The following is a 25165-nucleotide window of genomic DNA, read 5'->3' on the forward strand; positions in this document are numbered from 1 at the left end:
GTATGCCGCGTTGGGGAATGGTCATCGATCTGGCCAAGTGCACCGCATGCCAGGCCTGTACCGTCGCCTGTCAGAGCGAGAACAACGTTACCTGTGTGCCGCCTGCCGAGGCGGCACGCGGACGGATCCTTTCCTGGATCAGTGTGCTGCCCGAGGTCGAAGGCGAGTACCCACGCATCGGCATGCGCCTGATGCCGGTTCCGTGTGTCCACTGCGACAGTCCGCCGTGTATCCGCGTCTGCCCAGTCGGCGCCACGAACATCAACCCGGAAGGCACCGTGCGACAGATCTTCGCCCGCTGCATCGGCTGCCGGTACTGCACCAATGCCTGCCCGTATACGCGGCGCATGTTCAATTGGTACAAGCCCGAGTTCCCGGGCGAACTGGGCGAAGCGCTGAATCCCGATGTGTCCGTGCGGCCCAAAGGAGTGGTGGAGAAGTGCACGCTGTGCCACCACCGCCTTCAAAAAGCGCGCGAGGAAGCCAAGGCCGCTCACCGGCCGTTGGCCGAAGGCGACTACGTGCCCGCCTGCGTGGAGGTCTGTCCCTCCGGCGCGATGTATTTCGGCGACTTAGAGGATGGCAACAGCAGCGTCGCCCAGTTGGCCCACAGCCCGCGCGCATTTCGTCTGCTCGAAGAGTTGGGGACCAAACCCAAGGTCATCTATCTCGCGGAAGGGGAGTGGAGTGGCGGAAACGGCAATGCAAGCAAAACATGAGTTGCTCGATCGCGTCCTGTTGCAGCCCATTGTCGCGACGCGCAGTTCGTTTTACCGCCTGGCAGTGGTGCTGCTCGGCTTCACGACGGTGGCGTTCTTCGCCTGGCTGCGGCAGTTAAGCCGGGGACTGGGAGTCACCGGCCTGAACGTGCCCGTGTACTGGGGCTTCTACATCACCAATTTTGTCTTCTTCATCGGCATCAGCCATGCGGGGACGCTGATCTCGGCGATCCTGCGGCTCTGCCACGCGGAGTGGCGGCGCTCCATCACCCGCGCTGCCGAGGTGATCACGGTCCTGGTCCTGTTTTTTGGGGTCGGCAGCGTGATCATGGATCTGGGGCGGCCCGACCGGATGCTGAACGTCTTGCGCCATCCCAACTTCCGCTCTCCGCTGTTATGGGACGTATGCAGCATCAGCGTGTACCTGACCGCCAGCTCGATCTACCTCTTCTTGCCGCTCATCCCCGACCTCGCCATCCTGCGCGACCATGGCGGCAAGTACATCGGGTTCTACCGCCTGCTGGCGCTGGGCTGGCGGGGCACCGAGCGCCAGAAGCGCATCCTGAATCGTGCCATCGCGGTGATGGCCGTTCTCGTCATACCCATCGCCGTATCGGTGCACACGGTCGTGTCCTGGGTGTTCGCGATGACCGTGCAGCCCATGTGGCACTCGGCCATTTTCGGACCGTATTTCGTCGTGGGCGCGATCTTTTCCGGCATCGCCTCGCTGATGATCGCCATGGCGTTGATCCGCCGGATCTACTTCCTCCAGGACTATCTCAAGCCGGTGCATTTCAACAATCTCGGCCTGCTGCTGCTGGTGATGGCACTGCTTTGGTTCTACTTCACCTTTGCCGAGTACATAACGACCTTCTACGGAAATGACCCCGTCCATCTGGTCGTCTTCTATTCCAAACTGACCGGCCGCTACGCGCTGCCGTTCTGGGTGATGTTCGTGACCTGCTTTGTCATACCGGTCGGCATCTTGGCACGACGGCAGACCAGGACGGTCACCGGCACAGTGATCGCGTCCGTTTCCGTGAACATCGGCATGTGGCTGGAACGGTTCACGATCGTGGTGCCGACTTTGTCGCAACCGCGCCTGCCATGGGGGAAAAGCAGCTACTCACCCACCTGGGTGGAGGTCGCGATCACGCTGGGTTTCGGCGCGACTTTCATATTCCTCTACATGGTGTTCACCAAGTTCTTTCCCATTGTCTCCATCTGGGAGGTACAGGAGGGGCGTGAGTGCGCACTGTCGGAGACCGCCGAGCGGATCCAGTCGTACCTGCCGGGCGAGGTCGTGGTCGCGCAAGAGGTGGGCGACTGATGCCGCATCGCGAGGGTACCCAGCGATGCGAAGGCAGCAGGGAATTAAAGAAGCAAACAAGTAAGGGAACCCTGCAGTTCATAAATCAGGAGGTCTTAAGACCATACGGTGACGGCGGTCATCAGCCCGTCGAACCCGGGGTTCCACACGGCGGCCTGCCTCTCCTGCCATGACGGCAACCAGACGCAGGTCGTGGGCATGACCGGCGCCGGCGTGGAGTCGGTGGACGGTGTGCACACGGCGCCGTCTCGCTTCTTCGTCCGCAGCTGGTACGATTCGGCCAAGCCGGCGGGCAACTCGGCGGCGCAGTTCTGCCGTTCTTGCCACTACAGCAAGTCCAACGAGTACGTTGGGCAAACCGTTCCAACCACCTAAACGGCTCTGGTCCAGGGGGAGGATCGGGATCTTCCCCCCAGGCGTTCTCGTCTGCAGGTGCGTCCAGGTTGGCCGGCCCGCTTGCCTCGCTCCACGCGGCAGATGGTAGTAGGAGACCCCCGTGGACCAAGTGAACTCTCCCTGCCGCTTCATGCAGCCACCGAAATCGAACGTGGTGTCGGCTTGCCCAAGGCCAGGGGTCTTGAAGTCGGAGACTTCGCCCAGGAATTCCAGGCGCCCCGTTGCCTGGCGCCCGCCCGGGGCCGAGCCCGCGCAATCGCTGGAGCATCGTGGAACGACAGGGTGGGCCGGGCCGGCGGACATGGCCCCGGCAGAACGAGGCAAAAGCAGCGCCAGCAGCGGGTCTCAGCCCGCCCGCGCGGGACGTCTTCCCATCGCGGGAAGTGTGACGCGCATCACAGAATAACGTGCGTGGCATCACTACGCCGTGTGCATACCGGGAGTAGAATCCCGAAGAGCTTCGGGGGAAGGTTGGTCGCCTCATTCCCGCAGCGGTCGGCCAACAGCGGGCTAATAGCTTGAGAGATTCGAGGAGGCGCGCATGCGCGTGACAGTTAGGAAGCAGTCACTGATGACCCTGGGAATCTTCGTTCTCATCATCTCCGCAGCATTCTTGTTGCCGGAGAAAGGGCAGGCGATCCCCGCCTTCGCCCGCCAGTACCAGACCTCCTGCACCACCTGCCACACCGACTTCCCGAAGCTGAACGACTTCGGCAAGGCGTTCAAGGATGCAGGATTCAAATTCCCCAGCGACGATGAGACTTTCATCAAGGTCCCGCAGACCATGCTGGGCGCCGAATCGCAGAAACAATTGTGGCCCAAGGTGGTTTGGCCGGGGAGCATCCCCGGGCTGCCGCCCATCGGGTTGCGTATGAACACTTTTTTCCAAGTATTGGGCAAGAGACGCGGGGCCTTCGATGTATTGACGACCCCTCCGGGTGCGGTACCAGGATCCTACGTGCCACGCACCGATTTCCAGACCGGGCTATTCAGCATCTTCACTGGTGGGAATTTCGGCAGCGATATCGCATTCTGGGTGGATGAAGATTTCAGCGTGCTGGGCGACAACACAGCCGGTGGCCTGGGCGACGGCTATCTGAAGTTCGTCAACATCGGGCGCTTCCTGCACCTGCCCAAGGACGCGCTCAGCCTGCGGGTGGGCCAGTTCGAGCTCGATCTGCCGTTCTCGCCGGCGCGCAGCTACAACGTCAGCGGCTGGGACATCTACGACCAGGCCAACTTCGGCTCGGTGCACGCGCTGTTTCCGCAGCAGTTCGTGAACAACTCGTTCGCCTTCGCTGGCGCAGGACAGGGCATCGAGATCAGCGGCGGCCACCAGTACGGGGGCTACCACTACTCGCTCGCGATCATCAACCAGAACACGGGCGGGACCCCCGATGCGGGCACCTTCGTTCCTTCCGCCACCGGCGTGGGCTTCATGTCCGACTCCAATTTCAAGGACATATACGCGCGCCTCTCCTACCGCTTCAATCTGGAGCGCGACAGCGAGAGCCGCAAAGCGGTGCAGGCGGCGGGCGCAACCGGTCCGCGCGACCACACCTATCTCACCCTGGGCACTTACTACTTCTACGGCCGCTCGGTGCAAAGGATCTCGGGTGTCGACGCCGGGGGGATCAACCCCGTTGTGCTGACGGCGCGCGAGCCGTTCTATCGCGTGGGCGGCGACTTCAATTTCAACTACCGCAACTTCAACATCTACGGGCTCTACATGTTCGGGCACGACATGAACCTGTTCCCGGTGGATGCGCTTGGCAATCCGGTGCTACCGCCGATGGTCTTGGTGCCTCCACCGAACGGCACTGCGGTGCAGTTCGCGCGCGGGCTTCCGGCGACTTTCAGCGGTGGGTTCATCCAGGCAGATTATCTGGTCTATCCCTGGATGATGCTGATCATGCGGTACGACGGCGTGAATTCGAACGCGGACCGCTTGAATGGAGAGTCACTGTCACCGGCCGCGTTCCCCAACCCATTTGCCGCCACCCGGAACCGTGTTACCCCGGGTGTGCAGTTCCTGATCCATTCCAACATCAAGGCTTCGTTCGAATACCAGATCCGTCCGCAGCAGACGGTGACCTACGATCCGGTCACGCAGTTGCCGACGAATCCATTCCGGACGAATGCCGCAACCGTCGCCCTCGAGTGGGTGTACTGACAATGTGGGGAGCTTCGACTCACCCTATCTCTGGAGGCTTAATGATGAATCGCACTTGGACATTGGTAGTGATAGCAGTATTAGCGGCCAGCACGCTGGTTTCGGCGGGCTCGATCAACGGCAAGGTCAGCGGGGTCACCGGCCCCTCGGTCGTGTACGTGGATACCATCGCCGGCAAGACGTTCCCAGCGCCGGAGAAGCATTTCCTGATGGACCAGAAGGGACTGCTCTTCCAGCCGCACATTCTGGTCGTACCGCTGGGCGCGACCGTGGATTTCCTGAACAGCGACAACGTGGCGCACAACGTCTTCTGGCCGTCGGTGGGCGGGGACAAGAAGGCGGGCCACAACCTGGGCACCTGGCCAAAGGGCGAGAAAAAGTCGTGGAAGTTCGACCATCCGGGGGCCGCGTCGCTATTCTGCAACGTTCACCCCGAGATGTCGGGTGCGGTCGTGGTATCCCCCACGCCGTACTACGCGGAGACCGACAAGTCCGGCAACTACAAGATCGAGAACGTTCCCGATGGCCAGTACAACGTCGTGGCCTGGCATGAAGGGGCAAAACAGCAAACCAAACCAGTCACGGTGAAGGGCGACACCAAGGCCGACTTCACTCTGTCGAAGTAACCACGTAGGGAGCGGCCTTTCCTCCTGAGGCCGCTCCCGATCATTTGGACCGGTGGGGACCAGATGCTGAAGAGATTCGTCAACAAGCGGGTCGATCCCGATTGGCTGAACACAAATTTCCCCTGCATGATGGCGTGCCCGGCGCACACCAACGCGGGGCGCTACGTGGCGCTCATCGCCGAAGGCCGATTCGAGGAGGCCTACCGCATTGCGCGCGCTCCCAATCCCCTGGCCAGCATCTGCGGGCGAGTGTGTGCGCATCCCTGCGAGACGGCGTGCCGCCGGGGCGAGATCGACAAGCCGATCGCCATCCGCGCACTCAAGAGGTTTCTCACCGAGCGGTACGGACCGGAGGCGAAGGGCGGCGGCCTGCCCCGTCCGCAACCGTCGGAGAAGCTTCCTTACAAGGTCGCGATCGTCGGCGCAGGGCCAGTTGGACTCTCGGCCGCGCACGACCTGGCGCTGATGGGTTACTCGGTCACGCTGTTCGAGGCCGCGCCGGTGGCGGGCGGCATGCTCTACCTCGGCATCCCCGAGTACCGGCTGCCGCGCGACGTGGTGGAGGCGCAAGTGCGCGAGATCCTGGAAACCGGCGACATCACCCTTAAGCTGAACCACTCCGCCGGCCGCGACTTCACCGTCGCCGAGCTGCGGCGCGACTTCAACGCGGTGCTCATCGCAGTGGGCGCGCACAAGAGCCGCGACCTCTCCATTCCCGGTGTGGACCTCGACGGCGTACACAAAGGAATCGATTTCCTGCTCAACGTGAACCTCGGCTACAAGTTCACCATCGGCAAGAAGGTAGTGGTGATCGGCGGCGGCAACGTCGCCATGGACGTGGCCCGGTCGGCGGCGCGCGAGGTGCTCAAGCAGCACGAGCCGGAGATCGAGCCGGATGCGGAGAATGTCGCCGCGGTGGCAATGAAAGAGATGGTGGACGTCTCGCTCTCGGCGCTGCGCATGGGCGCGCGCGAGGTGAACATCGTCTGCCTGGAGCGGCGCTTCGAGATGCCCGCCGCGCTGGAGGAGATCGAGGAGGCCGAGACCGAAGGCATCATCATGCATCCCGGCTTCGGGCCCAAGCGCATTGTCGGAGAAAACGGCAGAGTCACCGCGCTGGAGACGCTCGACACCAAGTGGGTCTTTGACGAGAACAAGCGCTTCAACCCCGCTTTTTACGAGGGCAGCGAGAAGCTGATCGAGTGCGACACCGTCATCATGGCCATCGGGCAGGCGCCGAAGCTCGATTTCATCCGTCCTGACGACGGCGTGCAGATCTCTCCGCGTGGCCTGATCACGGTGAACCGCGAGAACCTGATGACCACGGCGCCGGGTATCTTCGCCGGCGGCGACTGCGTGTTCGGGCCACGGCTGATCATCGACAGCGTGGGCGACGGCAAGCGCGCCGCGGTGGGCATCGACGAATACCTGCGCGGCCGCAAGCACGCCGATCCGAGCATCGAGGTCGAAGTGCTCCCGCGCCATGGCATGTTCCTGAACTACATGGATTTCGAACGGCCGCCGATCCCCATGCTACCGCTGGAACGGCGCACCGGCATGACCGAGGTGGAGATCGGATATAGCGAAAACGAGGCGATGGCGGAAGCGCGCCGCTGCCTGCGCTGTTATATCAACACCGTATTCGAAGGCAACGAGGCCGATGGCAGCGAATGCGTGCTGTGCGGAGGCTGTGTGGACGTCTGCCCCGAGCAGTGTCTGACGCTGGTGTCGCTGGACCGCATGGACCTGTCCGCGATGGCGGAGGCCGCGCGCGCCAACCCGGACCAGTTCGGTGTCGAGTTGACCGACGTCGCGCCCGGCGAACTGGGCGCCGTCAGCGGCTCCGCCATGATCAAGGACGAGACCCGCTGCATCCGCTGCGGACTTTGCGCCATGCGCTGCCCGGTGAACACCATCACCATGGAAGCATTCCACCTGATCTCCGCCGAACCCACCGGGCTCATCCCCTTGCAGTCGATGGACCTGGTGCAGATCGCCCCGGCGAAATGAGGCCGTATGTCTGACGAAGAGAACAAACACCGGCAGGAACTCGATGACGCGACCCGGCGCAACTTCCTGGTGAAGTTGGGGCTGGGATCGGTGGCGGTGGCCGGGCTGGGCACGACCGTCTTCGCCTACCAGTACCTGTCGCCCAACGTACTGTACGAGCCGTCGCCGACCGTGAATGCGGGCAAGCCGGACCAGTATCCGCTGGACTCCGTGACGCTCGATCCGCAGACCGGCATCTTCGTGGTGCACGCGGCGGAGGGTTTCTACGCGCTGAGTGCGACCTGCACGCACCTGGGCTGCCTGACGGCGTACAAGCCGGAGCTGGGCATCATCGCCTGCCCCTGCCACGGCAGCAAGTTCCACAAGGACGGCACCAAGATCGAGGGCCCGGCGCCCAAGCCGCTGCCCTGGCTGCGCATGTGGCTCAGTGAAGACGGCGAGCTGATGGTGGACCGCTCCACGCAGATCGCCTCGCGCCAGATGGTGAGGGTCTAGTATGCGGATCTTCCCCGAAACCTACGTCCGGCAAGTGGCCGAGAGCCGGGTGTGGAAGTCGGTGTTCCGCAGCGGCACCGGCTTCAGCAACCTGAAGCGCGCGCGCTTCGTGCAGCAGAACGTTTTCCTGCACCTGTTCTCGGTGAAAGCGCGGCAGCGCGTCCTGGACTTCAGCGTGACCTGGTACCTGGGGGCGCTGAGCTTCGCCACCTTCGGCATCCTAGTCATCACCGGCATCCTCCTCATGCTGTACTACCACCCGTCGGTGCCGCAGGCGTACGCGGACATGAAGGACCTGGAGTTCGTGGTGTCGTCGGGGGTGTTCCTGCGCAACCTGCACCGCTGGTCGGCGCACGCCATGGTGTTTCTGGTGTTCGCGCACATGTTCAAGGTGTTCTACCGGGGGGCGTACAAGCCTCCGCGCGAGTTCAACTGGGTGATCGGCGTGGTGCTGCTGCTGCTGACGCTGTTCCTTAGCTACACCGGCTACCTGCTGCCCTGGGACCAGCTGGCGTTCTGGGCGATCACGGTGGGCAGCAACATCGCCTCGGCGGTGCCGGTGCTGGGCGGCAAGATCCGCTTCCTGATGCTGGGCGGCAACCAGGTGAACGCCAACGCGCTGCTGCGCTTCTACGTGCTGCACTGCATGATCCTGCCGTTGGTCGCGATCTTCTTCATCGCGGTCCACTTCTGGCGGATCCGCAAGGACGGCGGCCTGTACACGGGCGTTCCCACGACCGAGGGAGAAGAGAAGCGATGAGCGACGGAAAAGATTTCATCGCGGAAGCCAATTCCAACGCGCGGCAGGCGCCCGTGCGGGTGGCGTTCGTTACGCGGCGGACGTCACCCGCGGTGAAAACCCGCGACGAAGACCTGGTGATGACCTATCCCGAAGTCTTCTTCCGTGCGGCGGTGGCCGTGATGAGCGTGGCCATCGCGCTGGTGTGGATCTCGCTGCTGTTCAACGCGCCGCTGGAGGGCCTGGCGGACCCGATGCACACCCCCAATCCGGCCAAGGCGCCGTGGTACTTCCTGGGGTTGCAGGAGCTGCTGCACTACTTCCCGCCGGTCTTCGCGGGCGTGCTCATCCCGGGAATGGTGGTGATGGCGCTCATCGTCGTTCCGTACTTCAACATCAACATCCAGGCCGAAGGGCTGTGGCTGCGCGACCGGAAGCGGCGGCTGCGGATCTTCGGTGCGGTGGTGGCGGTATTGGTCGTATTCCTCGCCGTCTTCGAGGTGTGGGTGGCGCTGGCGCCGACGGTGGTGATCGCCGCCTTGATGCTGTGGGCGGCTTACTCTGCGGCGCACCCGGAGACGAAGCGGCGCATCCCGGCCAAGCCGCTCTCGTTCTGGATCATGACCTGGTTCCTGGCGGAGGCGGCCGTGCTCACCGCGGTGGGCACGTTCTTCCGCGGGCCCGGGTGGTCGTGGGTCTGGCCCTGGAGGCAATAGGTGGCACTGGGAGACAGAATCAAGTCGGTCTGGCGCGCGCTGTTCGGCGACAGCATGCGCGCCTTCGGCAGCATGGCATTCATCCTGCTGGTTTCGCTGGCCATCGCTCCGGCGAAGGATTATTTCAGCGAGTGGCGCCACTACCAGAAGCAGTACCTGGACACCATCCGGCACCGCTCGGACGCAGTCACGCTGGAGCGCCACTTCGAGCGCGGCCTGCACCAGACCTGGATCCCCGAGATGGGCGTGGTGGACCGCTGCACCACCTGTCATAGCGGACTCAAAGAAGCCAGCCTGAAGGACGTCGCCACGCAGCCGTTCCGGCCGCATCCGCCGATCCCCCATACGCTGACGCAGTTCGGGTGCGTCACTTGCCACCGCGGGCAGGGCGCCGCGACCACGGTCGAGGAAGCGCACCACAGCACGCTGGCGTGGGAGCAGCCGATCCTGCTGGCGAAGTATCAGGAGTCAGGCTGCGGGCAATGCCATCTGAAGGCGCTCGCGGGCACGCCCACGCTGAACCAGGGCCGCACCCTGCTGGCGCGCGAAGGATGTGTACGCTGCCATTCCGTCAAGCTCGGTGACGGCACCGCGCTGACCGCGACCGACGACCCCCCCGATCTCAGACACATCGCGGACAAGTCCACGCGGGAGTGGATCTTCGCCTGGATCAAGAATCCGCAAGGGTACTCGGCAGTGGCCACGATGCCGAACTTCCAGTTCAGCGACAACGACGCGCGCGACGTCTCGGCATTCCTGATGGCGCAGAGCACGCCGCTGGCGCAAGTTTCTGCTGCGCCGCCGGCCGCGACGGACGCCGGCACAGCGGGGGCCAGCCTGTATGGCGAGTCGTTCTGCGCCAGTTGCCACTCCATGCAAAACGCGGCCGGGAACCTGGTCGGCGGAGACGTGGGGCCGGAGCTCACAAAGGTAGGAAACAAGGTGAGGCCGCAGTGGCTCGCTGCATGGCTGCGGGACCCGAATCACTACGATCCCGACACCAAAATGCCGCGCTACCGCTTCGACGAGAAGCAGGTCGCGCTGCTCACCGGCTTTCTGCAAAGCAAGACGGATAGCGACCTGCTGGCGAACGTCCACCTGAGCGATGCGACGCCGGAGCAGATCCAACACGGCAAGCAGTTGGTCACCGAGTACGGATGCGCGGCGTGCCACGCGATCAACGGCATCAAGAATGCGGAAAACTTCGCGCCCGACCTGACGCGCGTGGGCAGCCGATCGCTCTCGCAGCTGGCGTTCGCGGAGGGCGTGGCGCACACGCTGCCTGACTACATCACGGCCAAGGTGCGCAACCCGCGGGCGTTCGGGCCGGGGCTGAAGATGCCGCAATTCTCGCTTACGGCGCAGCAGGTGGATGCCCTGACCACCGCGCTGCTGGCGCAGACCGAGCGCTCGCAGACGCAGCCGCCGTCGCTGCGCATCGCCTCCGTGCATGAGTCGAATTACCAGCCGGCAGGGAAAGCGGCGAAGCTGATCGAAGACCTGCGCTGCTTCAGTTGCCACGCCATCAATGGCCGCGGCGGGGACATGGCGCCCGACCTGAGCTGGGAAGGCAGTTCGGTGCAGCGCAAGTGGCTCGAAGATTTCCTCAAGAACCCGAACACGCTGCGGCCAGCCCTCATCCGGCGCATGCCGAAGTTCAACCTGACGCAAGGGGAGATCGCCACGCTGACCGACTTCATCATGACCGTCTACCAGAGCCCGGCCATCGACCGCGATGCAACCATGAACTTCACGCCGGCCGAGGTCGAGCAGGGGCGGCAGATTTTCTATTCGAAGTACAACTGCCAGTCGTGCCACATCGCCGACTACCAGAAAGACAAGGGCTACATCGGTCCGGCGCTGACGCAGGTGGGGACGCGGCTGACCGCGCCCTGGATCTTTGCCTGGATGAAGAACCCGCAGGCGCTGCGTCCGGGCGCCATCGAGCCCAACCAGCACATTAGCGACGGAGATGCCCGGGCCTTGACCGCTTTCCTCATGAGCTTGAAATCCAGCGGAAAGCAGGTGGCGAAGAAATGAGACAGACAGCCATCTTGATGATGCTCACGCTCGGACTGGCGGGCTGCTCGCAGCAGCCGGCAAAGAACGCCGGTCCGCAAGCGAAAGCCTTCGGCACGGCCATCGTGGTCTCGAGCGGCGACAAGCAGGTCGCGGCCAGCGGCATGGCGCTCGACCAGGCCGTGGTCGTGCAAGTGAACGACGCGCAGGGAAGCGCCGTTGCGGGTGCAGCGGTCACATTGGCCGGCCCGTCGGGCGCGAGCTTTCAGCCAGCGTCGGGACTCACCGACGCCAGCGGGCAGTTCACTGCGGCGATCTCTCTGGGAAGTTCCGGGCGCTACCAATTGACTGCCAGCACACCGGACAAGAGCGGCAAAGCGGTGTCAGTCAACATAACGGCAGTTTCGCTGGGCTACGAGCAGACGCTGGGGCGGCAGCTCAGCACGCAGTACTGCACCCGCTGCCACGATCCCGAGTCCACGCCCGAGCGGGTGTCGAATTTCGACAACCTCGACCCCAAGCCGCACGCCTTCACCGAGGGCGAGACGCTCAACAAGCTCGCGGACACCGACCTGACGGCGATCATCGGTCACGGCGGCCCGGCGCTGAGCAAGTCGCCCAGCATGCCGCCATACGGATACACGCTTTCCAGCGCCGAGATCCGCGCGCTGGTGGCGTACATACGCGCGGTCCAGGACCCTCCCTATCGCACACCCGGGGTGGTGTATGCGCAGAAGTAGTGCCATGGCCGGCCTGGCAGTCGTCCTGCTTGCGGCGATCGCAGCCGGCCAGGTGACCTCCCCCATGGACATCAACGAGCCGGGCCCGCAAGTCCTCCAGTCGAAGTACATGGCGCAGCTGCAGAAGCTCGCCACCAGCGTGCGCCTGCAAAAGTACCCGTACGCCTTCTATTTCAGCCGCAAGCTGGACATCGACGAAGCGCAGCAGAAGACGCTGGCGCAATCCGGGATCCGCTTCGAGAGGTTCGACGACAAGATGGTGCTGGCGGTGACGGGCAATTACTACGCCTCGTATTCCGCGGAACTGGTGGACCGTTCGCACCGCGTCCGGCAGACCTTCAACGACGTGATCCTGCCCATCCTGCGCGCGGCGGTCGGCGCGTTCGGGAGCGACGAGCCGTTCCGCACCTACGGCTTCGAGATCTCGCATCACGTGCGCACGAAGGTGCTGGGGGTGAGCACGGAAGCGGCGGAAAACGTAGTCATCCTGCTGCCGCGGGAGGTGGCGCACAAGCTGGTTGCGGCCACCACGCCGGAGCAGCAGCAAGCCGCGGTGCTCGATGCCGAGGTGTACCTGGGCAGCAAGCCGATGGTGCTGTGGCTGACCGGCGACGAGCCGCAGGTGGCGCCCAAAGGCATGGAGCGCAGCGCCCGCAAGCAAAAATCGGCGGGCACCGGGGCGACGACGCAGTCACCCGTTGGCTTCGACCTGACCACGTCCGACACGCCGCTGGTCTCGCAACGGCTGGTCAGCGCGCCGGCAGCGCCGGTGCGGCTCGTCACGCCGGACACCCTGCGCAGCCTCTACCTCGCGAACCAGGACACCATCGCGCGCATGGTGCGCGAACTGGACCCCCAGGCGCACTTCGTTCCCTACGTCCTGCCCAGCTTCATCGCCTTCCGCCAAGGCGCGTACCTCCAGGTGCCCATGACGACCGAGCTTCCCGCTGGCACGGAGGGATCGCAGTACCGCCTGGCGGCCATGGCCTTCGACCAGCACATCGCCCACCTGGTGCGTCCGGCGCTGACCTACTTCGCCGACAGTTCTACGTTCGACGGCATCGACTTCAGCACCACGGTAAAGGTCCCGGGCAGCAAAACGGTGCAGTCGGTGGAGTACATCCTCGGCTTCCAGGCCATGCAGTGCTTCGCGAAGTATGACTGCACGGGACAGCAGATGCTGAACGCCGGCGCGGTGCTCATCAATGGCGAGCGCGCGGCCGTCGACCTGCAAAAAGCGCAGTAGGGCGGGATCCCGCGTTTTTTCTTCGGGACATCCGGAATTCATTTGGCGAATCCGCGCCAGACGTGTATGATAGGGGTGCGTTTGAAGTGAAGCGGTTGTGAGCAAGTTTCTCTCGCGAGTTTCCTGCCCTGCAGTACCTTCCGATTCAGTGTCAACGTAAATCAAAAAGAGAAAAGAGTTACAAACAAATGGAACAAGGAACAGTGAAGTGGTTTAACGACGCCAAGGGCTTCGGCTTTATCAGCCGCGAGACCGGCGAAGACGTGTTCGTGCATTTCTCGGCCATCCAGGCAAGCGGTTTCCGCAGCCTGCGTGAAGGCCAGGCGGTGCAGTTCACCGTGACCAAGGGACCGAAAGGGCTCCAGGCAGAGAACGTCCAGCCGCTGTAAATAGCAGCGCGGAAAGTTCAAGAAGGCGGCTTAGCAGCCGCCTTTTGCATTTGGGGGCACGACCTAGTAACAGTCTGTCGAGCGATTTGCGGGGGAACCTCCGCAAACAGCGTATACTCAAGACACCACTTGACCCCGAAGACACATCGCTATCCCACCTTGCGCCTTCGCGATTGAGAAGATCCGTCCCGCAGAAGAAGCCCATTCCTCCTGCGCGGCGCCACACAGGTCCAGGCCGTCACCATTCGGGAAACGAGGATCTCATGATGAAGATGCAAGAAGCACTCGCCGAGCCCCTGCCAGTGGCAGACCCCGTTCACGTCGACAACAACCGCGTGCTGCTCGTAGACACCGACCCGGGGAAGCGCAAGCTGCGCCTGGCGAGCCTGACGCGGATGGGGATCAATGTGTGTTGCGCGACGGACGCCGCCCAGGCGCGGCTGCTGCTGCGAGAGTCGCCCTACGACCTGGTGCTGATCAATCTGCCTCGCGATCGTCAGGCAGCGCTGAAGCTTCACGCGGACATGAAAGAAGAAAGGCCGGAGCAGTCCATCCGCTTCTTCGTGGGCAAGCCATCGTACCTGGCCTCGAAGCCGCTCCCGGAACATGAGTCGGGGAACGACGGGGCGGCCGATCCTGCGAAAAAACTCCACGCGCTGATCGAGAGGACCTGCGACGGACTTCCCGGGCGGGGACGATTGCTGGAAGCCGCCTGGCGGATGACATTCCTGCGCCGCGGGCGCGGCGTGCCCCCGCCGATTCCCACCAACGGCGGATCCGCGCAGCATTCCTTTGGCGAGGCAGTGCGCCAGGCGGAAAAAGACAGCCCGCGTGAGTAAGCAGCTCGCGCCCACCATCCTGCTGGTGGACGACAATGAGAACACGCGAACGCTTCGTGCCCTCATGCTGGCCACGCAGGGCTACGCCGTCGATACGATCAGCACTCTGGCGGGCCTGCAATACCCGTGGGAAAACGCCAGGTATCGCCTGGTGCTGCTCAGCATGGGTTCGGGGATGAGAGGTGAGATGGGGTCCTGGAAACGCATTCAGCGGGACCATCCCACCCAGGAATTCATGTTCCTATTGAACTCCTCCGAGCGGCTGTGCCCGCTATTCCTTGATGACGACCAGATCCGGGACGAGGAATTATCGGACTCGTTCTTGCAGCGGGTCGAGTCGGCGCTGGCGTCCTCTAGGTAGAGGCCCAGTTGCGGCGCTCGATGATGGTGGGCGGTTCGTAAGTCACTCCCGCCGCCAGTCTCTTCTCCTCGCGCTTGTGGGCCCAGAGCAGGATGGGGCCGATCACGGCCGCCAGGAAGCGCGTGCGCAGCACTCCAAACTCCTTCGACAGGTCGCGGCGCAGGGAATGGATCTGCTCGCTGACGGAGCGATTGCTCTTCTTCAAGCGCTTCTCCATCGCCCATAGCAGCCACGCGTAGGTCGCCTTCAGGTCCCTGACCTCCCACTCGAATCGCCGGCGGACGCGCGCGTCGGGATGGTCCTTGTAGCGCTTCCAGCCCTCGAGCATGGTCTTGCATACGCGAAAGAGGCTGGGACCGTTGCGCTCGAAGTCGCGCAGGAACGCCCAGTCGAGGAAGCGCTTGGAATCATCGCGCGAGATGGAGGCGTGCCGGAAGTTGAATTTGAATTGGCCGTGGATATCGGCCGGGTCCATGTCCTCGAGCAGCCGGCCTTCTTCCTTCATCTGCTGGTGGAGAGGCGTACCCGGGATGGGCGTGTAGAGCATGAACTGGTGGAAGTCGGTGTCGTGGGAGACGGCGTACTCGATCTCGTCGCGGATGTTCTCCGGCGTGTGGTGCTCCATGCCGACGATGGTCGAGCCGAGAACTTTTATGCCGTGCGCGTGCAGTTCACGGGCCAGCGCCATGGTGTCAGTGCCGTTCAGCTTGGAGTAGCCGGAGCGCGGCGATTCCAGCCCCAGCCAGATCCAGGAGACCCCCAACTCGACCAGTTCCTGCATGGAGTACTTGCGGATGGCGTTGGCGGAGGAGAAGACATAGAAGACCCACGCTTTGCCGTGCTCCTTCATCCGGCGCAGCAACTCGAGCGCGCGTGTCCGGTTGAGCAGGAAGTTCTCGTCCATGACGAAGAACGACTGCACGTGGAGCGCCGATTCGATCTCGCACAACACGTGAAAGAGCTCGTCGCCGGTCTCGTAGAAATCCACGGACTTGCCCTTGCCGCCGAAGAATGCCGACGTGGTGCAGAAATTGCAGCCCATGGGGCAGCCGACCGAGGGGATGAAAGTGGCGGCGGTCCGCCCCGGCCGCGGGCGATCGGGCAGGCCCATCACGCGCACCCCGAAGGCGGAGACGATGTGCGGATGGCGGATGGGGGCACGCGGGTCCTCGCCGAGGTATTCGCGCATCCAGGCGATGCCTTCGCCTTTCACGATGTGGTCGGCGTCGATCATGCGCTCCAGGCCGGGGATGGCGGCCACGTGGCCGCCGACCAGGATGGTGGTGCCCGGCGAGAGTTCGCGCACCATGCGGCACATCTCCCGCACCTTCCACACGTTCATGATGATGGAGCTGATGCCGACAACGTCGTACTGCTCGCGCTTCAGCTCCTCGGCGAACCGCTCGCGCGTGGGGAAATCCAGAACCGTGCAGGGGGCGGAGATGTTCTCCTGGATCATCATGATCCCCCAGGAGCGGTGGAACATGCGCAGGGAGAAGGCGCCTTGGGCGCGCGTCACCTGGTTCTGGAAGAGCTCCATCGGGTTGATGGTGCGGCTGCCGAATTCGTCGTCGCGGGCATAAGGCCCGAACACGCCGGAAAGAAGAATGCGGGCTTTCGTGCCCTTGGGATGAGGTTCCATAGTCTCTCGGAGGTGCTGCGAGGAGAGGAGCAGCGCACCGTGCCTGCAATGCTAAGTGGCACTCGACACACCTGGCTGTGACGAGTGACCAGGATTACAAAAAGATTACAAATGCGGAACATGGTGGATAGGACGTTTCGGACTTAGCGCGGAGTCACTCGTACCGCAGGCACACGATGGGGTCGAGGTTGGCGGCGCGGTTCGCCGGATAGGAGCCGAAGAAGAGCCCGACTCCCACCGACATCGCCACTCCGGCGACCACCCAGAACAGGGAGACGGTGGCGGGCACGGAAGCGAAGGCGTTACGCACGACGGTGGCGACCAGGATCCCGAGTACGATCCCCAGCGCCCCGCCGGTGCCGGTCAGCAGCACGGATTCCAGCAGGAATTGCACGCGGATGTCGGACTTGCGCGCGCCGATGGCGCGGCGCACGCCGATCTCCCGGGTGCGCTCGGTCACCGAGATCAGCATGATGTTCATCACGCCAATGCCGCCGACCAGCAGCCCCACCGAGCTGATGATGCCGGTCAGGATCACCAGCGCGCCCGTGAGCTGGTTCCAGAGCTGGGTGAGGAAGTCGGAGGAAATCACCTCGAAGTCATTCTCCTGGCCGTGATGCAGGCGGCGCAGGCGGCGCATGGCTTCTGTCACCTCGTCCGCGGCATGCTGCGGGTCGCCGCCCTTGCGGACGGTGAATGCGATGAGCAACTCTTTCGACTCGGGATAGTTCTTGCGGAAATTGGAGAGCGGGATCACCGCGAACATGTCCACGCCCGGGCCTCCGAACAGGCCGGGGTCCTTTTCAAAGACCCCGATGACGTCGTACTGGCGGCCGTTGAGGTGAACGGTTTTGCCCACGGGGTCGGTGTGGGGGAAGAGAGAATCTGCCATGCCGGCCCCCAGGACCACGACATCGCGCGAGTGCTCTTCGTCAAAGCGGGAGAGGAACCGGCCCTCGTTGACGGCGAACAGTGGGATGGCGTCCACGTATTCGGGCTCGGCGCCGCGCAAGATGACACGCTCCACGCGGTTATTGCCCACGTGCAGTTCGTTCACCACGGGCTGCCCGAAGAAGAACGCGCGCGTGGTGAAGGGAGTCGCGATCTCGATCGACGGGCACGACTCGCGCAGGTACGGCGCGTATTCGTATTCGAGATACTTGCGGGAACGCAAACGCTCTGGTAGCCGGTTGAAGGGCTGGCCGAAGGGGAAACGCGAGATGAAGTACGTGCGAGAGCCGAACGATTCGACTCGCTGCTGGATGTAGAGATTCAGTCCCTGGATGATGGCGGCCACCGAGATCACCGAGGTCACGCCGATGACGATGCCCAGCACGGTCAGGCCGGAGCGCACCTTGTGCCCGCGCAGCGTGGCCAGTGCGTTCAGCAGGTTCTCCTTGAGTTCCGCGCGCGTCATCGCTATTCAGCCCTCAAGGCTTCGACGGGGTCGAGCCGTGCGGCGCGGGTCGCCGGGTAGATGCCGAAAAACAGCCCGATCGCCGAGCTGAGGAACAGCCCCAGCAGCGCCACCCAAGTCTGCACCGAGGCCGGGAAGGAGGTGAAATTGCGCAGCGCGACGGCGCACACGAAGCCGCCCACGATGCCGGCCGCGCCGCCGATCATGCATTGCAGCACGCTCTCCAGCAGGAACTGCCGGCGGATGTCGCGCTGGGTAGCGCCCATGGCGCGGCGCACGCCGATCTCCTTGGTGCGCTCGGTCACGCTCACCAGCATGACGTTCATGATTACGATGCCGCCGACCACCGCCGAGATCGAGCTCACCATCACGAACACGGCGAAAAAGGCGCCGCTGATGGACTTCCACAGAGAGATGTAGCTCTCCTTGGTGCCGATGAAGAAGTCTTCCGGCTGCTCGGGCTGGAGGTGGCGGCGTCCGCGCAGCACCAGCCGCGCCTCGTCCATGGCCTGGTCGAACGCCGCCCCGGAGCCGGCGGTCTTCACGTTGATGGTGAGGCTGGAACGCGTTCCCAGCTGCCGCAGATAGGTGCGCAGCGGCACGATGAGGAAGTTGTCCTGTTCCTGGCCCAGCACCGAGCCGATCCGCTCCATGGTCCCGATGACGCGGAATTCCTCGTTGCCCACGCGCAGCGTCTGCCCGATCGGGTTCATCCCGGGGAAGAACTCGTCCACCAGCGACTGGCCGATGATGCACACGCTGGTCATTTGCCGGTCCTCCGAGTCGCTGAAATAGCGCCCCAGCTCCAGCGTGCGCGTGTCGATGGAGGCCATATTGGCGGTGTGGCCGATCATGTTGATGTCCTGCAGTTCTTTGCCCCTGTAGCGAACATGGAGCGAGGTGCTGGCGGAGGCGCCGACCAGGAGACAGGTATGGCAGCGCTCGCTGACGGCGCGCAGGTCGTCCACCTCCATGCGCTTGTAGCGCAGCGCCTTGATCACCTGCTCGAAGTCGGTGACCACGAAGGGGGTGCGCGCCATCTGGAAGACGTCGGTGCCGAGGTTGGCAATCTTGCTCTCGACGTACACGTTGGCGCCCTGGACGATGGTCATGACCGTGATCAGCGTGGCCACGCCCATCATCAGGCCGAGGATGGTCAGTGAGGCGCGCAGTTTGTGCGCCCGCAACGCTTCCACGCTCTGCCCCAGGATGTCCTCAAGCCGGGACACGGGCGGACCTCGCGCTCGGCTTGGACTTTTTCAGGGCCATGTCCCCAAAGGGATACTTCCCTCATCTTAGCCGGGCCGGTTCAACCGTGCACGAGAGCGTGGTCTGAGGGCCGAACCGCCCCACGGCGCCGAAGTCCCCCGAAAAAATGAATGCAACGCATCGGCCCCCCGGGGCGTCTATAAGAACACGTCCGGAGCGACCGGGCAGCGGGTTATAATCGTGGTACCAGGGGACCACCCTCGAAAGATCATTTCCCGATGTCAAGAAGCCTGAAGATCACAATCCTAAGCGTTTCGGTAGCCGTCGTGTTGTTCGCCATCTGGGGAGGGCTGGGTGCGAAGGCCTCGACCAACGATGGCGCATACCGCCAGCTCGGCGTATACAGCGAAGTGCTTTCCCGCGTCCGCACCGAGTACGTCGAGGACCCCGACATCCCCAAGGTCACCGACGGCGCCCTGCACGGGCTGCTGGAGTCGCTGGACGCCAACTCCAGCTACCTGAACCCCGCCCAGTACAAGGATTACAAAGAGCACAGAGCGGACGGGAAGGGGACCATCGGCGCGGCCGTCTCCAAGCGCTACGGCTACGCGGCGGTGATCTCGACCATCCCCGGCGGGCCGGCCGACAAGGCGGGGGTCGAGAAAGCCGACATCATCGAGGCCATCGAGGGCCGCAGCACGCGCGAGATGTCCCTGGCGGAGATCCATACGCTGCTCACCGGCCAGCCGGGCTCCAACGTGAACCTTTCCATCGTGCGCACGCGCAAAGTGGAGCCGCAGAAGATCACCATCACGCGCAGTATCGTGACCGTCCCGCCCGCCACCGACAAGATGCTCGAGGACGGTATCGGTTACATCAAAGTGAACGCCCTGAACAAGGGCAAGGCGCAGGAGATCGCCTCCAGGATCAAAGAACTGGAGAAGGGTGGCGCGAAGAGGCTCATCCTCGACCTGCGCAACGTGGCCATGGGCGAGGAGGACGAGGGCATCGCCACCGCCAACCTGTTCCTGAACCACGGGGTCATCACCTACATCCAGGGGCAGAAGTATCCGCGGAAGACCTTCGACGCGGATCCGGCCAAGGCCATCACCAACCTGCCGACCTTGCCGCTGGCGGTGCTGGTGAACCGCGGGACCGCCGGCCCGGCGGAGATCGTGGCTGCCGCGGTTCTGGAGAACGCTCGCGGCGACGTGGTCGGCGACAAGACCTTTGGCGTCGGCTCGGTGCAGAACCTGATCAACCTGCCCGACGGCTCGGCGCTTATCCTATCGATCGCCAAGTACTACAGCCCCAACGGCAAGGCCATCCAGGACACCGCGGTGACACCCAACGTCCTGGTCGCCGACCAGGACGACGACGCTGTCCTGCCCGACGACACGGAGACGGAGCCGAATCCGTCCGAAGAACGCAAGACGAACAAGGAAGACGAACAGCTCCACCGTGCCATCGAACTGCTGAAGACCAAGCAGGTGAAAGCCTAAAGAAGTACTCAGTACTCGGTACTCAGTACCAAGTGAGGCCGCGGGTGACTGCGGCCTTCTCTATTGTGTGGGCCGCTGTGACTGAACGGGATGGGCTGCACGCACCTCCCGAATACGCCTCTGAGTACTGGGTACCGAGTACTGAGTACTGGTGTATTCTGAATCCAGCTCTCCGCGAAGCAGGCCATGGCGCTTTATTCGGATCTTCCCCCAGTCAGTGTCGGCGGACGGAAGTACGTCGGCCGGGTGGTCTTTGCGCTCATGATGCTGGCCGCGGCTGTCCTGGGCGCGGCGGCGGGCCTGCTCATCGTCTACACCACCGACCTGCCCCAGGTCACCGAACTGGAGCGTTACCGCCCCAGCTCCGTGACCGAACTGTACGACGACCAGGGCCGCGTGATCGGCTCGTTCGCGCTCCAGCGGCGCGTCATCGCTTCCTACGAGGATTTTCCCAAGGTCCTGCGCGACGCGGTCATCTCCACCGAAGACAAGGATTTCGAGAAGCACTGGGGCATCAATTTCGGGCGCGTCCTGGGAGCGGCCTACAAGGACATCGTGGCCGGCAGCAAGGCGCAAGGTGCGTCGACGCTGACCATGCAGCTTTCCCGCAACCTGTTCCTCACCGCCGACCGCACCTACGGACGCAAGCTCCAGGAGATCATGCTCTCCATCCAGATCGAGCGGCGCTTCACCAAGCCGCAGATCTTCACTCTGTACTCCAACCAGATCTTCCTCGGGCACGGCGTGTACGGTTTCGAGGCCGGCGCCCAGTACTACTTCAACAAGCACGCCAAGGACCTCAAGCTGGAGGAAGCGGCGATGCTGGCGGCCCTGCCCAAGGCGCCGAGCTACTACTCCCCCATCAACAATCCCGACCGTTGCTTCCGCCGGCGGAACCTGGTGATCGACAACATGGTCGAGGACGGCAAGATCACCAAGCAGGAGGGCGAGCGTGCCAAGAGGGCCCCGCTCAAGCTCAACGTGCAGACGGGTACCAACTGGCTGGCGCCCTACTTCGTCGAGGAAGTCCGCCGGTATCTGGAGAAGAAGTACGGCAGCGACGAGGTGCACAGCGGCGGCCTGCGCGTGTACACGTCACTCAACATGGATCTGCAGAAGGCCGCCAACCAGGCCGTGCTCGACGGCGTAGCCGCCTACGAACGCCGCCACGGATGGAAAAGCCGCCTGAAGAACGTGGTAGCGCTGGGCATCGCACTCGACGCTTACGACAATCCAGACTGGGAACAGCCCATCGAGACCAATGGCTATGTGCACGCGCTCGTCACCGCCGTTAGCGATAAGGCGGCGACGGTGAAGTTGGGACGCTACACCGGCGCCATCACCGCCGCGGAGATGAAGTGGACCGCCCACAAGAGGCCGATCGAGATCCTATCCGTGGGCGACATCGCGTACCTGAAAGTAGTGGCGCTCACGGCGGACGGCGCCGCCAAGGTCCAGTTGGAGCAGGATTCCGGCGCGCAAGGGGCGCTGCTGGCCATCGACAACTCCACCGGCGACATCAAGGCGATGGTCGGCGGGCGCGATTTCGATGAGTCCAAGTTCAACCGCGCCACCCAGGCGCTGCGCCAAGTGGGCTCGTCGTTCAAGCCCTATCTATACACGGCGGTGATGGACAACGGCGGCTCGCCCGACGATGTCGTCCTCGACGCCCCCATCACCTTCTCCACCGCCTCTGGCCCGTACACGCCGCACAACTACGACGGCAAGTTCGAAGGCAACATCACCCTACGGCGCGCCATCGCGTTCTCGCGCAACATTCCCGCGCTGAAGCTGGAGCAAAAGATCGGGATCGACAAGGTCATCGAGTACACACGGCGCTTCGGCATCACCTCACCGCTGCCGCCGGTGCTGCCGCTGGCGCTGGGCGCCGCCGACATCACCTTGTACGAGCAGACCGCCGCCTTCAGCACCTTTCCCAACGACGGCGTCCGCGTCACCCCGCGCTACCTCCGCAAGGTCACCGATTACGACGGGCGCGTGCTGGAGGAGGACTATCCTGAGGTAAAGGACGTCATCAGCGCCCAGACCGCGCGCGTGATGGTGTCGCTGCTGGAGGGGGTGGTGCAGCACGGCACCGGGTACGCGGCCACAGCGCTGAAGCATCCCCTGGGTGGCAAGACGGGCACCACCAACGATTTCACCGACGCTTGGTTCATCGGCTTCTCGCCTTCGATCACCTGCGGCGTATGGGTGGGCTTCGACGAGAAGAAAACGCTGGGCAACAGGGAGACGGGCGCGATGGCCGCGCTGCCCATCTGGATGCAGTTCATGAAGGTCGCCCTGGTCGGCCACGACAAGGAAGACTTCGCCCGGCCGCCGGAGATCCCGCGCAACATCTCCGTCAAGCTCGACACGCCGGATGTTTCTCCCGGAGACGGCGAAGCGCACTGAGTGCGCACCTCACCCTTCACCAGCCGGCCATGCCAACATGTCTGACTAGCGTGCGCCGGCAGTCGCCGGTTCCACCTTGGCGGCAGCCTTCGAACGAGCTGCCTCGACCGCGGCGAATGCCTGGTCGAGCATCCGGTGGGCTTCGTCCACGTCGCCCTTGGTGATGTTCAGCGGCGGCGACATGCGGATGACGTTGCCGTAGAGCCCGCCTTTGCCCACCAGCAGGCCCGCTTTGCGGCACTCCTCGAGCACCGCGTTCGTGCCCGCCGGCGAAGGCTGCTTGGTGTCGCGGTCTTCGACCAGTTCCAGCGCCTGCATCAGCCCCATGCCGCGCACCTCGCCGATGAGCTTGTGTTTCTCCTGGAGTTCTTCCAGTTTCTGGCGGAAGTAGCCGCCGACGATGGCCGCATTGGTGCGCAGGTCGTCCTCTTCCATGACCTCGATCACCGCCTTCGCGGTGGCGCACGTGACCGGGTTTCCGCCGAAGGTGGAGATGGTCAGGCCCTGGAAGGAGTCGGCGATCTCCGGCCGCGCCATGGTCAGGCCGACCGGGTGCCCGTTGGCCAGGCCCTTGGCCGAGGTGAGGATATCGGGCTCGACCTCCCAGTGCTCGATGCCCCACCACTTGTGGCCGGTGCGGCCCCAGGCGGTCTGCACCTCGTCGGCGATGAAGTCGCCGCCGTACTGCTTCACGATGTTGAAGACGATCTTGAAATACTCCTTCGGCGGAGTGATGAACCCGGCCACACCCTGGATGGGCTCGGCCAGGAAGCCCGCGATGCGTCCCGTGGTGGAGGTCTGGATGACGTTCTCCACGTCCTTGGCGCAGGCCACGCCGCAGTCGGGATACTTCAGCCCCATGGGGCAGCGGTAGCAGTACGGGTTCATGGCGTGCACGATGCCGACCTCGAGCGTCGCCTTGCGCCAGGTGTTCATGCCGGTCATGGCGCGCGCCACCGAGGAGCGGCCGCTGTAGCCGTGGCGCAGCACCACCAGCTCGTAGTTGCCGGTGTGCATGCGCGCGATCTGGACGGCGGTCTCGTTGGCTTCGGTGCCGCTGTTGGTGAAGTACGACTTCTTGATGCCGCGGGGAGCGATGGAGGCCAGCTTTTCCGCCAGCGCCACCATCGGCTCGGTGACGAAGCTGGTGGAGACGTGCTGCAGCTTGTCCACCTGCGCCTTCAGCTTGGAAGTGACCCGTGGGTTGCAGTGGCCGACGCTCACGGTCACGATGCCGCCGAAAAAGTCCAGGTACTCCCGGCCGTCGATGTCCCACACGTGCTGCATGTTCCCGCGGTCGAGCACCAGCGGCTCGGAATAAAAGGTCGAGACCGAGGGAAAGATGAATTCCTTCTGCTTGCGGATGAGTTCTTCGCGCTTCGACATGTGAGTGCGTCCTTTCGGCGGCAGGCCGCCGTTGCTGGCAAAGCCTATATGTTAAACCCTGGGTGCGGGCACTGTGGTTAAATCAGAGCGATGCGACGCTTCTTCCGCTACGTGCTGATGGCGCTGGTGCTGCTGACGGTGATGCTGGTGTCGGCCATGACTGCCATGCGCCTGGCCATCCATGGGCGTGAGGTTGCGGTTCCCAAGCTGGTTGGTTTGAGCGTGGAGCAGGCGGAGCGCATCACCTCCGCGAACGGTCTGCTTTTGGAGGCCGAGAGCCGCTTCTACAGCAACACCGTACCGGAGGGGCACATCGTTTCGCAGTTGCCGGCGACGGGCATCCACGTGCGCCGCGGCTGGAAGATGCGCGTCGCGGTCAGCCTGGGGCCGCAGCGCGCCGTGATCCCCGACCTGGTCGGGCAAAGCCCACGCGCCGCCGAGATCAACGTTCGCCGGCGCGGCCTGGACGTGGGCGAGGTCGCGATGGCGCACATCCCCCAGGCCCTGGCGGACGTGGTTGTCGCCCAGTCGCCTCCGCCCAACGCCGCCACCGTCACGTCGCCGAAAATCAACCTGCTGGTCGGCGTGCCCGAGCAAGCCCAAGCCTACGTGATGCCCAACCTTGTCGGCCGGCGTCTGGCCGAGGCGGCGCAGGCCATCCAGCAGGCAGGGCTGAAGCTGGGTACAGTGACTGGCGCCGCGAACGGCGGTGTGCCCACCACCATCCTGAAACAATCGCCTCCGCCCGGACAGCGGGTCACGCCAGGGATGGCGGTCAGCCTCGAAGTGGCGAAGTAGG

Annotated in this window: 22 protein-coding genes; 18 read left to right on the forward strand and 4 right to left on the reverse strand. The window is 63.9% G+C overall.

Going from position 1 to position 25165, the window contains the following annotated elements; all coding sequences use genetic code 11:
- Positions 1-2 precede the first annotated feature (2 nt).
- From LAN37_13160 to LAN37_13230, 15 genes are all read left to right on the forward strand, one after another.
- The gene (locus tag LAN37_13160; protein ID MBZ5648158.1) at positions 3-719 is read left to right on the forward strand and encodes a 4Fe-4S dicluster domain-containing protein; all 717 of its coding nucleotides are present in this window, start codon (positions 3-5) and stop codon (positions 717-719) included.
- The gene (gene nrfD, locus LAN37_13165) at positions 703-2049 is read left to right on the forward strand and encodes a polysulfide reductase NrfD (GenBank protein ID MBZ5648159.1); all 1347 of its coding nucleotides are present in this window, start codon (positions 703-705) and stop codon (positions 2047-2049) included. Before LAN37_13160 ends, nrfD begins: the two co-directional genes overlap by 17 nt.
- A gap of 108 nt (positions 2050-2157) precedes the next feature.
- Positions 2158-2424: a hypothetical protein gene (locus LAN37_13170; GenBank protein MBZ5648160.1), complete on the forward strand. Its 267-nt coding sequence runs from the start codon at positions 2158-2160 to the stop codon at positions 2422-2424.
- A gap of 562 nt (positions 2425-2986) precedes the next feature.
- Complete coding sequence (locus LAN37_13175; protein MBZ5648161.1) at positions 2987-4618, forward strand: hypothetical protein; 1632 nt, start codon at positions 2987-2989, stop codon at positions 4616-4618.
- Between the two features lie 41 nt (positions 4619-4659).
- Positions 4660-5244, forward strand: a complete 585-nt coding sequence (locus LAN37_13180; GenBank protein MBZ5648162.1) for a carboxypeptidase regulatory-like domain-containing protein — start codon at positions 4660-4662, stop codon at positions 5242-5244.
- 63 nt (positions 5245-5307) lie between these two features.
- Complete coding sequence (locus LAN37_13185; protein ID MBZ5648163.1) at positions 5308-7254, forward strand: FAD-dependent oxidoreductase; 1947 nt, start codon at positions 5308-5310, stop codon at positions 7252-7254.
- A 6-nt stretch (positions 7255-7260) separates the two neighbouring features.
- Positions 7261-7749 carry a ubiquinol-cytochrome c reductase iron-sulfur subunit gene (locus tag LAN37_13190; protein ID MBZ5648164.1) on the forward strand — a complete coding sequence of 163 codons (489 nt, stop codon included), beginning with the start codon at positions 7261-7263 and terminating at the stop codon, positions 7747-7749.
- Between the two features lies 1 nt (position 7750).
- Complete coding sequence (locus LAN37_13195; GenBank protein MBZ5648165.1) at positions 7751-8509, forward strand: cytochrome b N-terminal domain-containing protein; 759 nt, start codon at positions 7751-7753, stop codon at positions 8507-8509.
- Complete coding sequence (locus LAN37_13200) at positions 8506-9204, forward strand: hypothetical protein (protein MBZ5648166.1); 699 nt, start codon at positions 8506-8508, stop codon at positions 9202-9204. Before LAN37_13195 ends, LAN37_13200 begins: the two co-directional genes overlap by 4 nt.
- Positions 9205-11244 carry a c-type cytochrome gene (locus LAN37_13205; GenBank protein MBZ5648167.1) on the forward strand — a complete coding sequence of 680 codons (2040 nt, stop codon included), beginning with the start codon at positions 9205-9207 and terminating at the stop codon, positions 11242-11244.
- Positions 11241-11963 carry an Ig-like domain-containing protein gene (locus LAN37_13210; GenBank protein MBZ5648168.1) on the forward strand — a complete coding sequence of 241 codons (723 nt, stop codon included), beginning with the start codon at positions 11241-11243 and terminating at the stop codon, positions 11961-11963. The genes LAN37_13205 and LAN37_13210 overlap by 4 nt, the downstream gene beginning before the upstream one ends.
- A gap of 4 nt (positions 11964-11967) precedes the next feature.
- The gene (locus LAN37_13215; GenBank protein MBZ5648169.1) at positions 11968-13209 is read left to right on the forward strand and encodes a hypothetical protein; all 1242 of its coding nucleotides are present in this window, start codon (positions 11968-11970) and stop codon (positions 13207-13209) included.
- A gap of 188 nt (positions 13210-13397) precedes the next feature.
- Entirely contained in the window at positions 13398-13598 is a 201-nt protein-coding gene (locus LAN37_13220; GenBank protein ID MBZ5648170.1) for a cold-shock protein, read from the forward strand.
- Between the two features lie 263 nt (positions 13599-13861).
- A complete protein-coding gene (locus LAN37_13225) occupies positions 13862-14437 on the forward strand; it encodes a hypothetical protein (protein MBZ5648171.1) in 576 nt (191 codons plus the stop codon).
- Positions 14430-14798: a hypothetical protein gene (locus LAN37_13230; protein MBZ5648172.1), complete on the forward strand. Its 369-nt coding sequence runs from the start codon at positions 14430-14432 to the stop codon at positions 14796-14798. The genes LAN37_13225 and LAN37_13230 overlap by 8 nt, the downstream gene beginning before the upstream one ends.
- On the opposite strand, the gene LAN37_13235 is transcribed toward LAN37_13230, so the two are convergent.
- The 3 genes from LAN37_13235 to LAN37_13245 form a co-directional block, all read right to left on the reverse strand.
- Positions 14791-16440 (reverse strand): cobalamin-dependent protein, encoded by a 1650-nt coding sequence (locus LAN37_13235; protein MBZ5648173.1) that lies wholly within the window; start codon positions 16438-16440, stop codon positions 14791-14793. The two genes, LAN37_13230 and LAN37_13235, sit on opposite strands and share 8 nt — an antisense overlap.
- A 154-nt stretch (positions 16441-16594) precedes the next feature.
- Entirely contained in the window at positions 16595-17857 is a 1263-nt protein-coding gene (locus LAN37_13240) for an ABC transporter permease (protein ID MBZ5648174.1), read from the reverse strand.
- A 2-nt stretch (positions 17858-17859) separates the two neighbouring features.
- Positions 17860-19086, reverse strand: a complete 1227-nt coding sequence (locus LAN37_13245) for an ABC transporter permease (protein MBZ5648175.1) — start codon at positions 19084-19086, stop codon at positions 17860-17862.
- A gap of 258 nt (positions 19087-19344) precedes the next feature.
- Here LAN37_13245 and LAN37_13250 point away from each other — a divergent pair, with 258 nt between their 5' ends.
- Both LAN37_13250 and LAN37_13255 read left to right on the forward strand, forming a co-directional pair.
- Positions 19345-20568, forward strand: a complete 1224-nt coding sequence (locus tag LAN37_13250; GenBank protein ID MBZ5648176.1) for a S41 family peptidase — start codon at positions 19345-19347, stop codon at positions 20566-20568.
- 186 nt (positions 20569-20754) lie between these two features.
- On the forward strand, positions 20755-22980 hold the full coding sequence (locus LAN37_13255; protein MBZ5648177.1) for a PBP1A family penicillin-binding protein: 2226 nt from the start codon (positions 20755-20757) through the stop codon (positions 22978-22980).
- A gap of 45 nt (positions 22981-23025) precedes the next feature.
- On the opposite strand, the gene LAN37_13260 is transcribed toward LAN37_13255, so the two are convergent.
- Positions 23026-24366: an aspartate aminotransferase family protein gene (locus LAN37_13260; GenBank protein ID MBZ5648178.1), complete on the reverse strand. Its 1341-nt coding sequence runs from the start codon at positions 24364-24366 to the stop codon at positions 23026-23028.
- Positions 24367-24456: 90 nt separating this feature from the next.
- Between LAN37_13260 and LAN37_13265 the strand changes: the two genes are divergently transcribed.
- Positions 24457-25164, forward strand: a complete 708-nt coding sequence (locus tag LAN37_13265) for a PASTA domain-containing protein (protein ID MBZ5648179.1) — start codon at positions 24457-24459, stop codon at positions 25162-25164.
- Position 25165 lies beyond the last annotated feature (1 nt).

The organism is Terriglobia bacterium (assembly GCA_020073495.1).
Taxonomy (GTDB): domain Bacteria; phylum Acidobacteriota; class Terriglobia; order Terriglobales; family Acidobacteriaceae; genus JAIQFD01.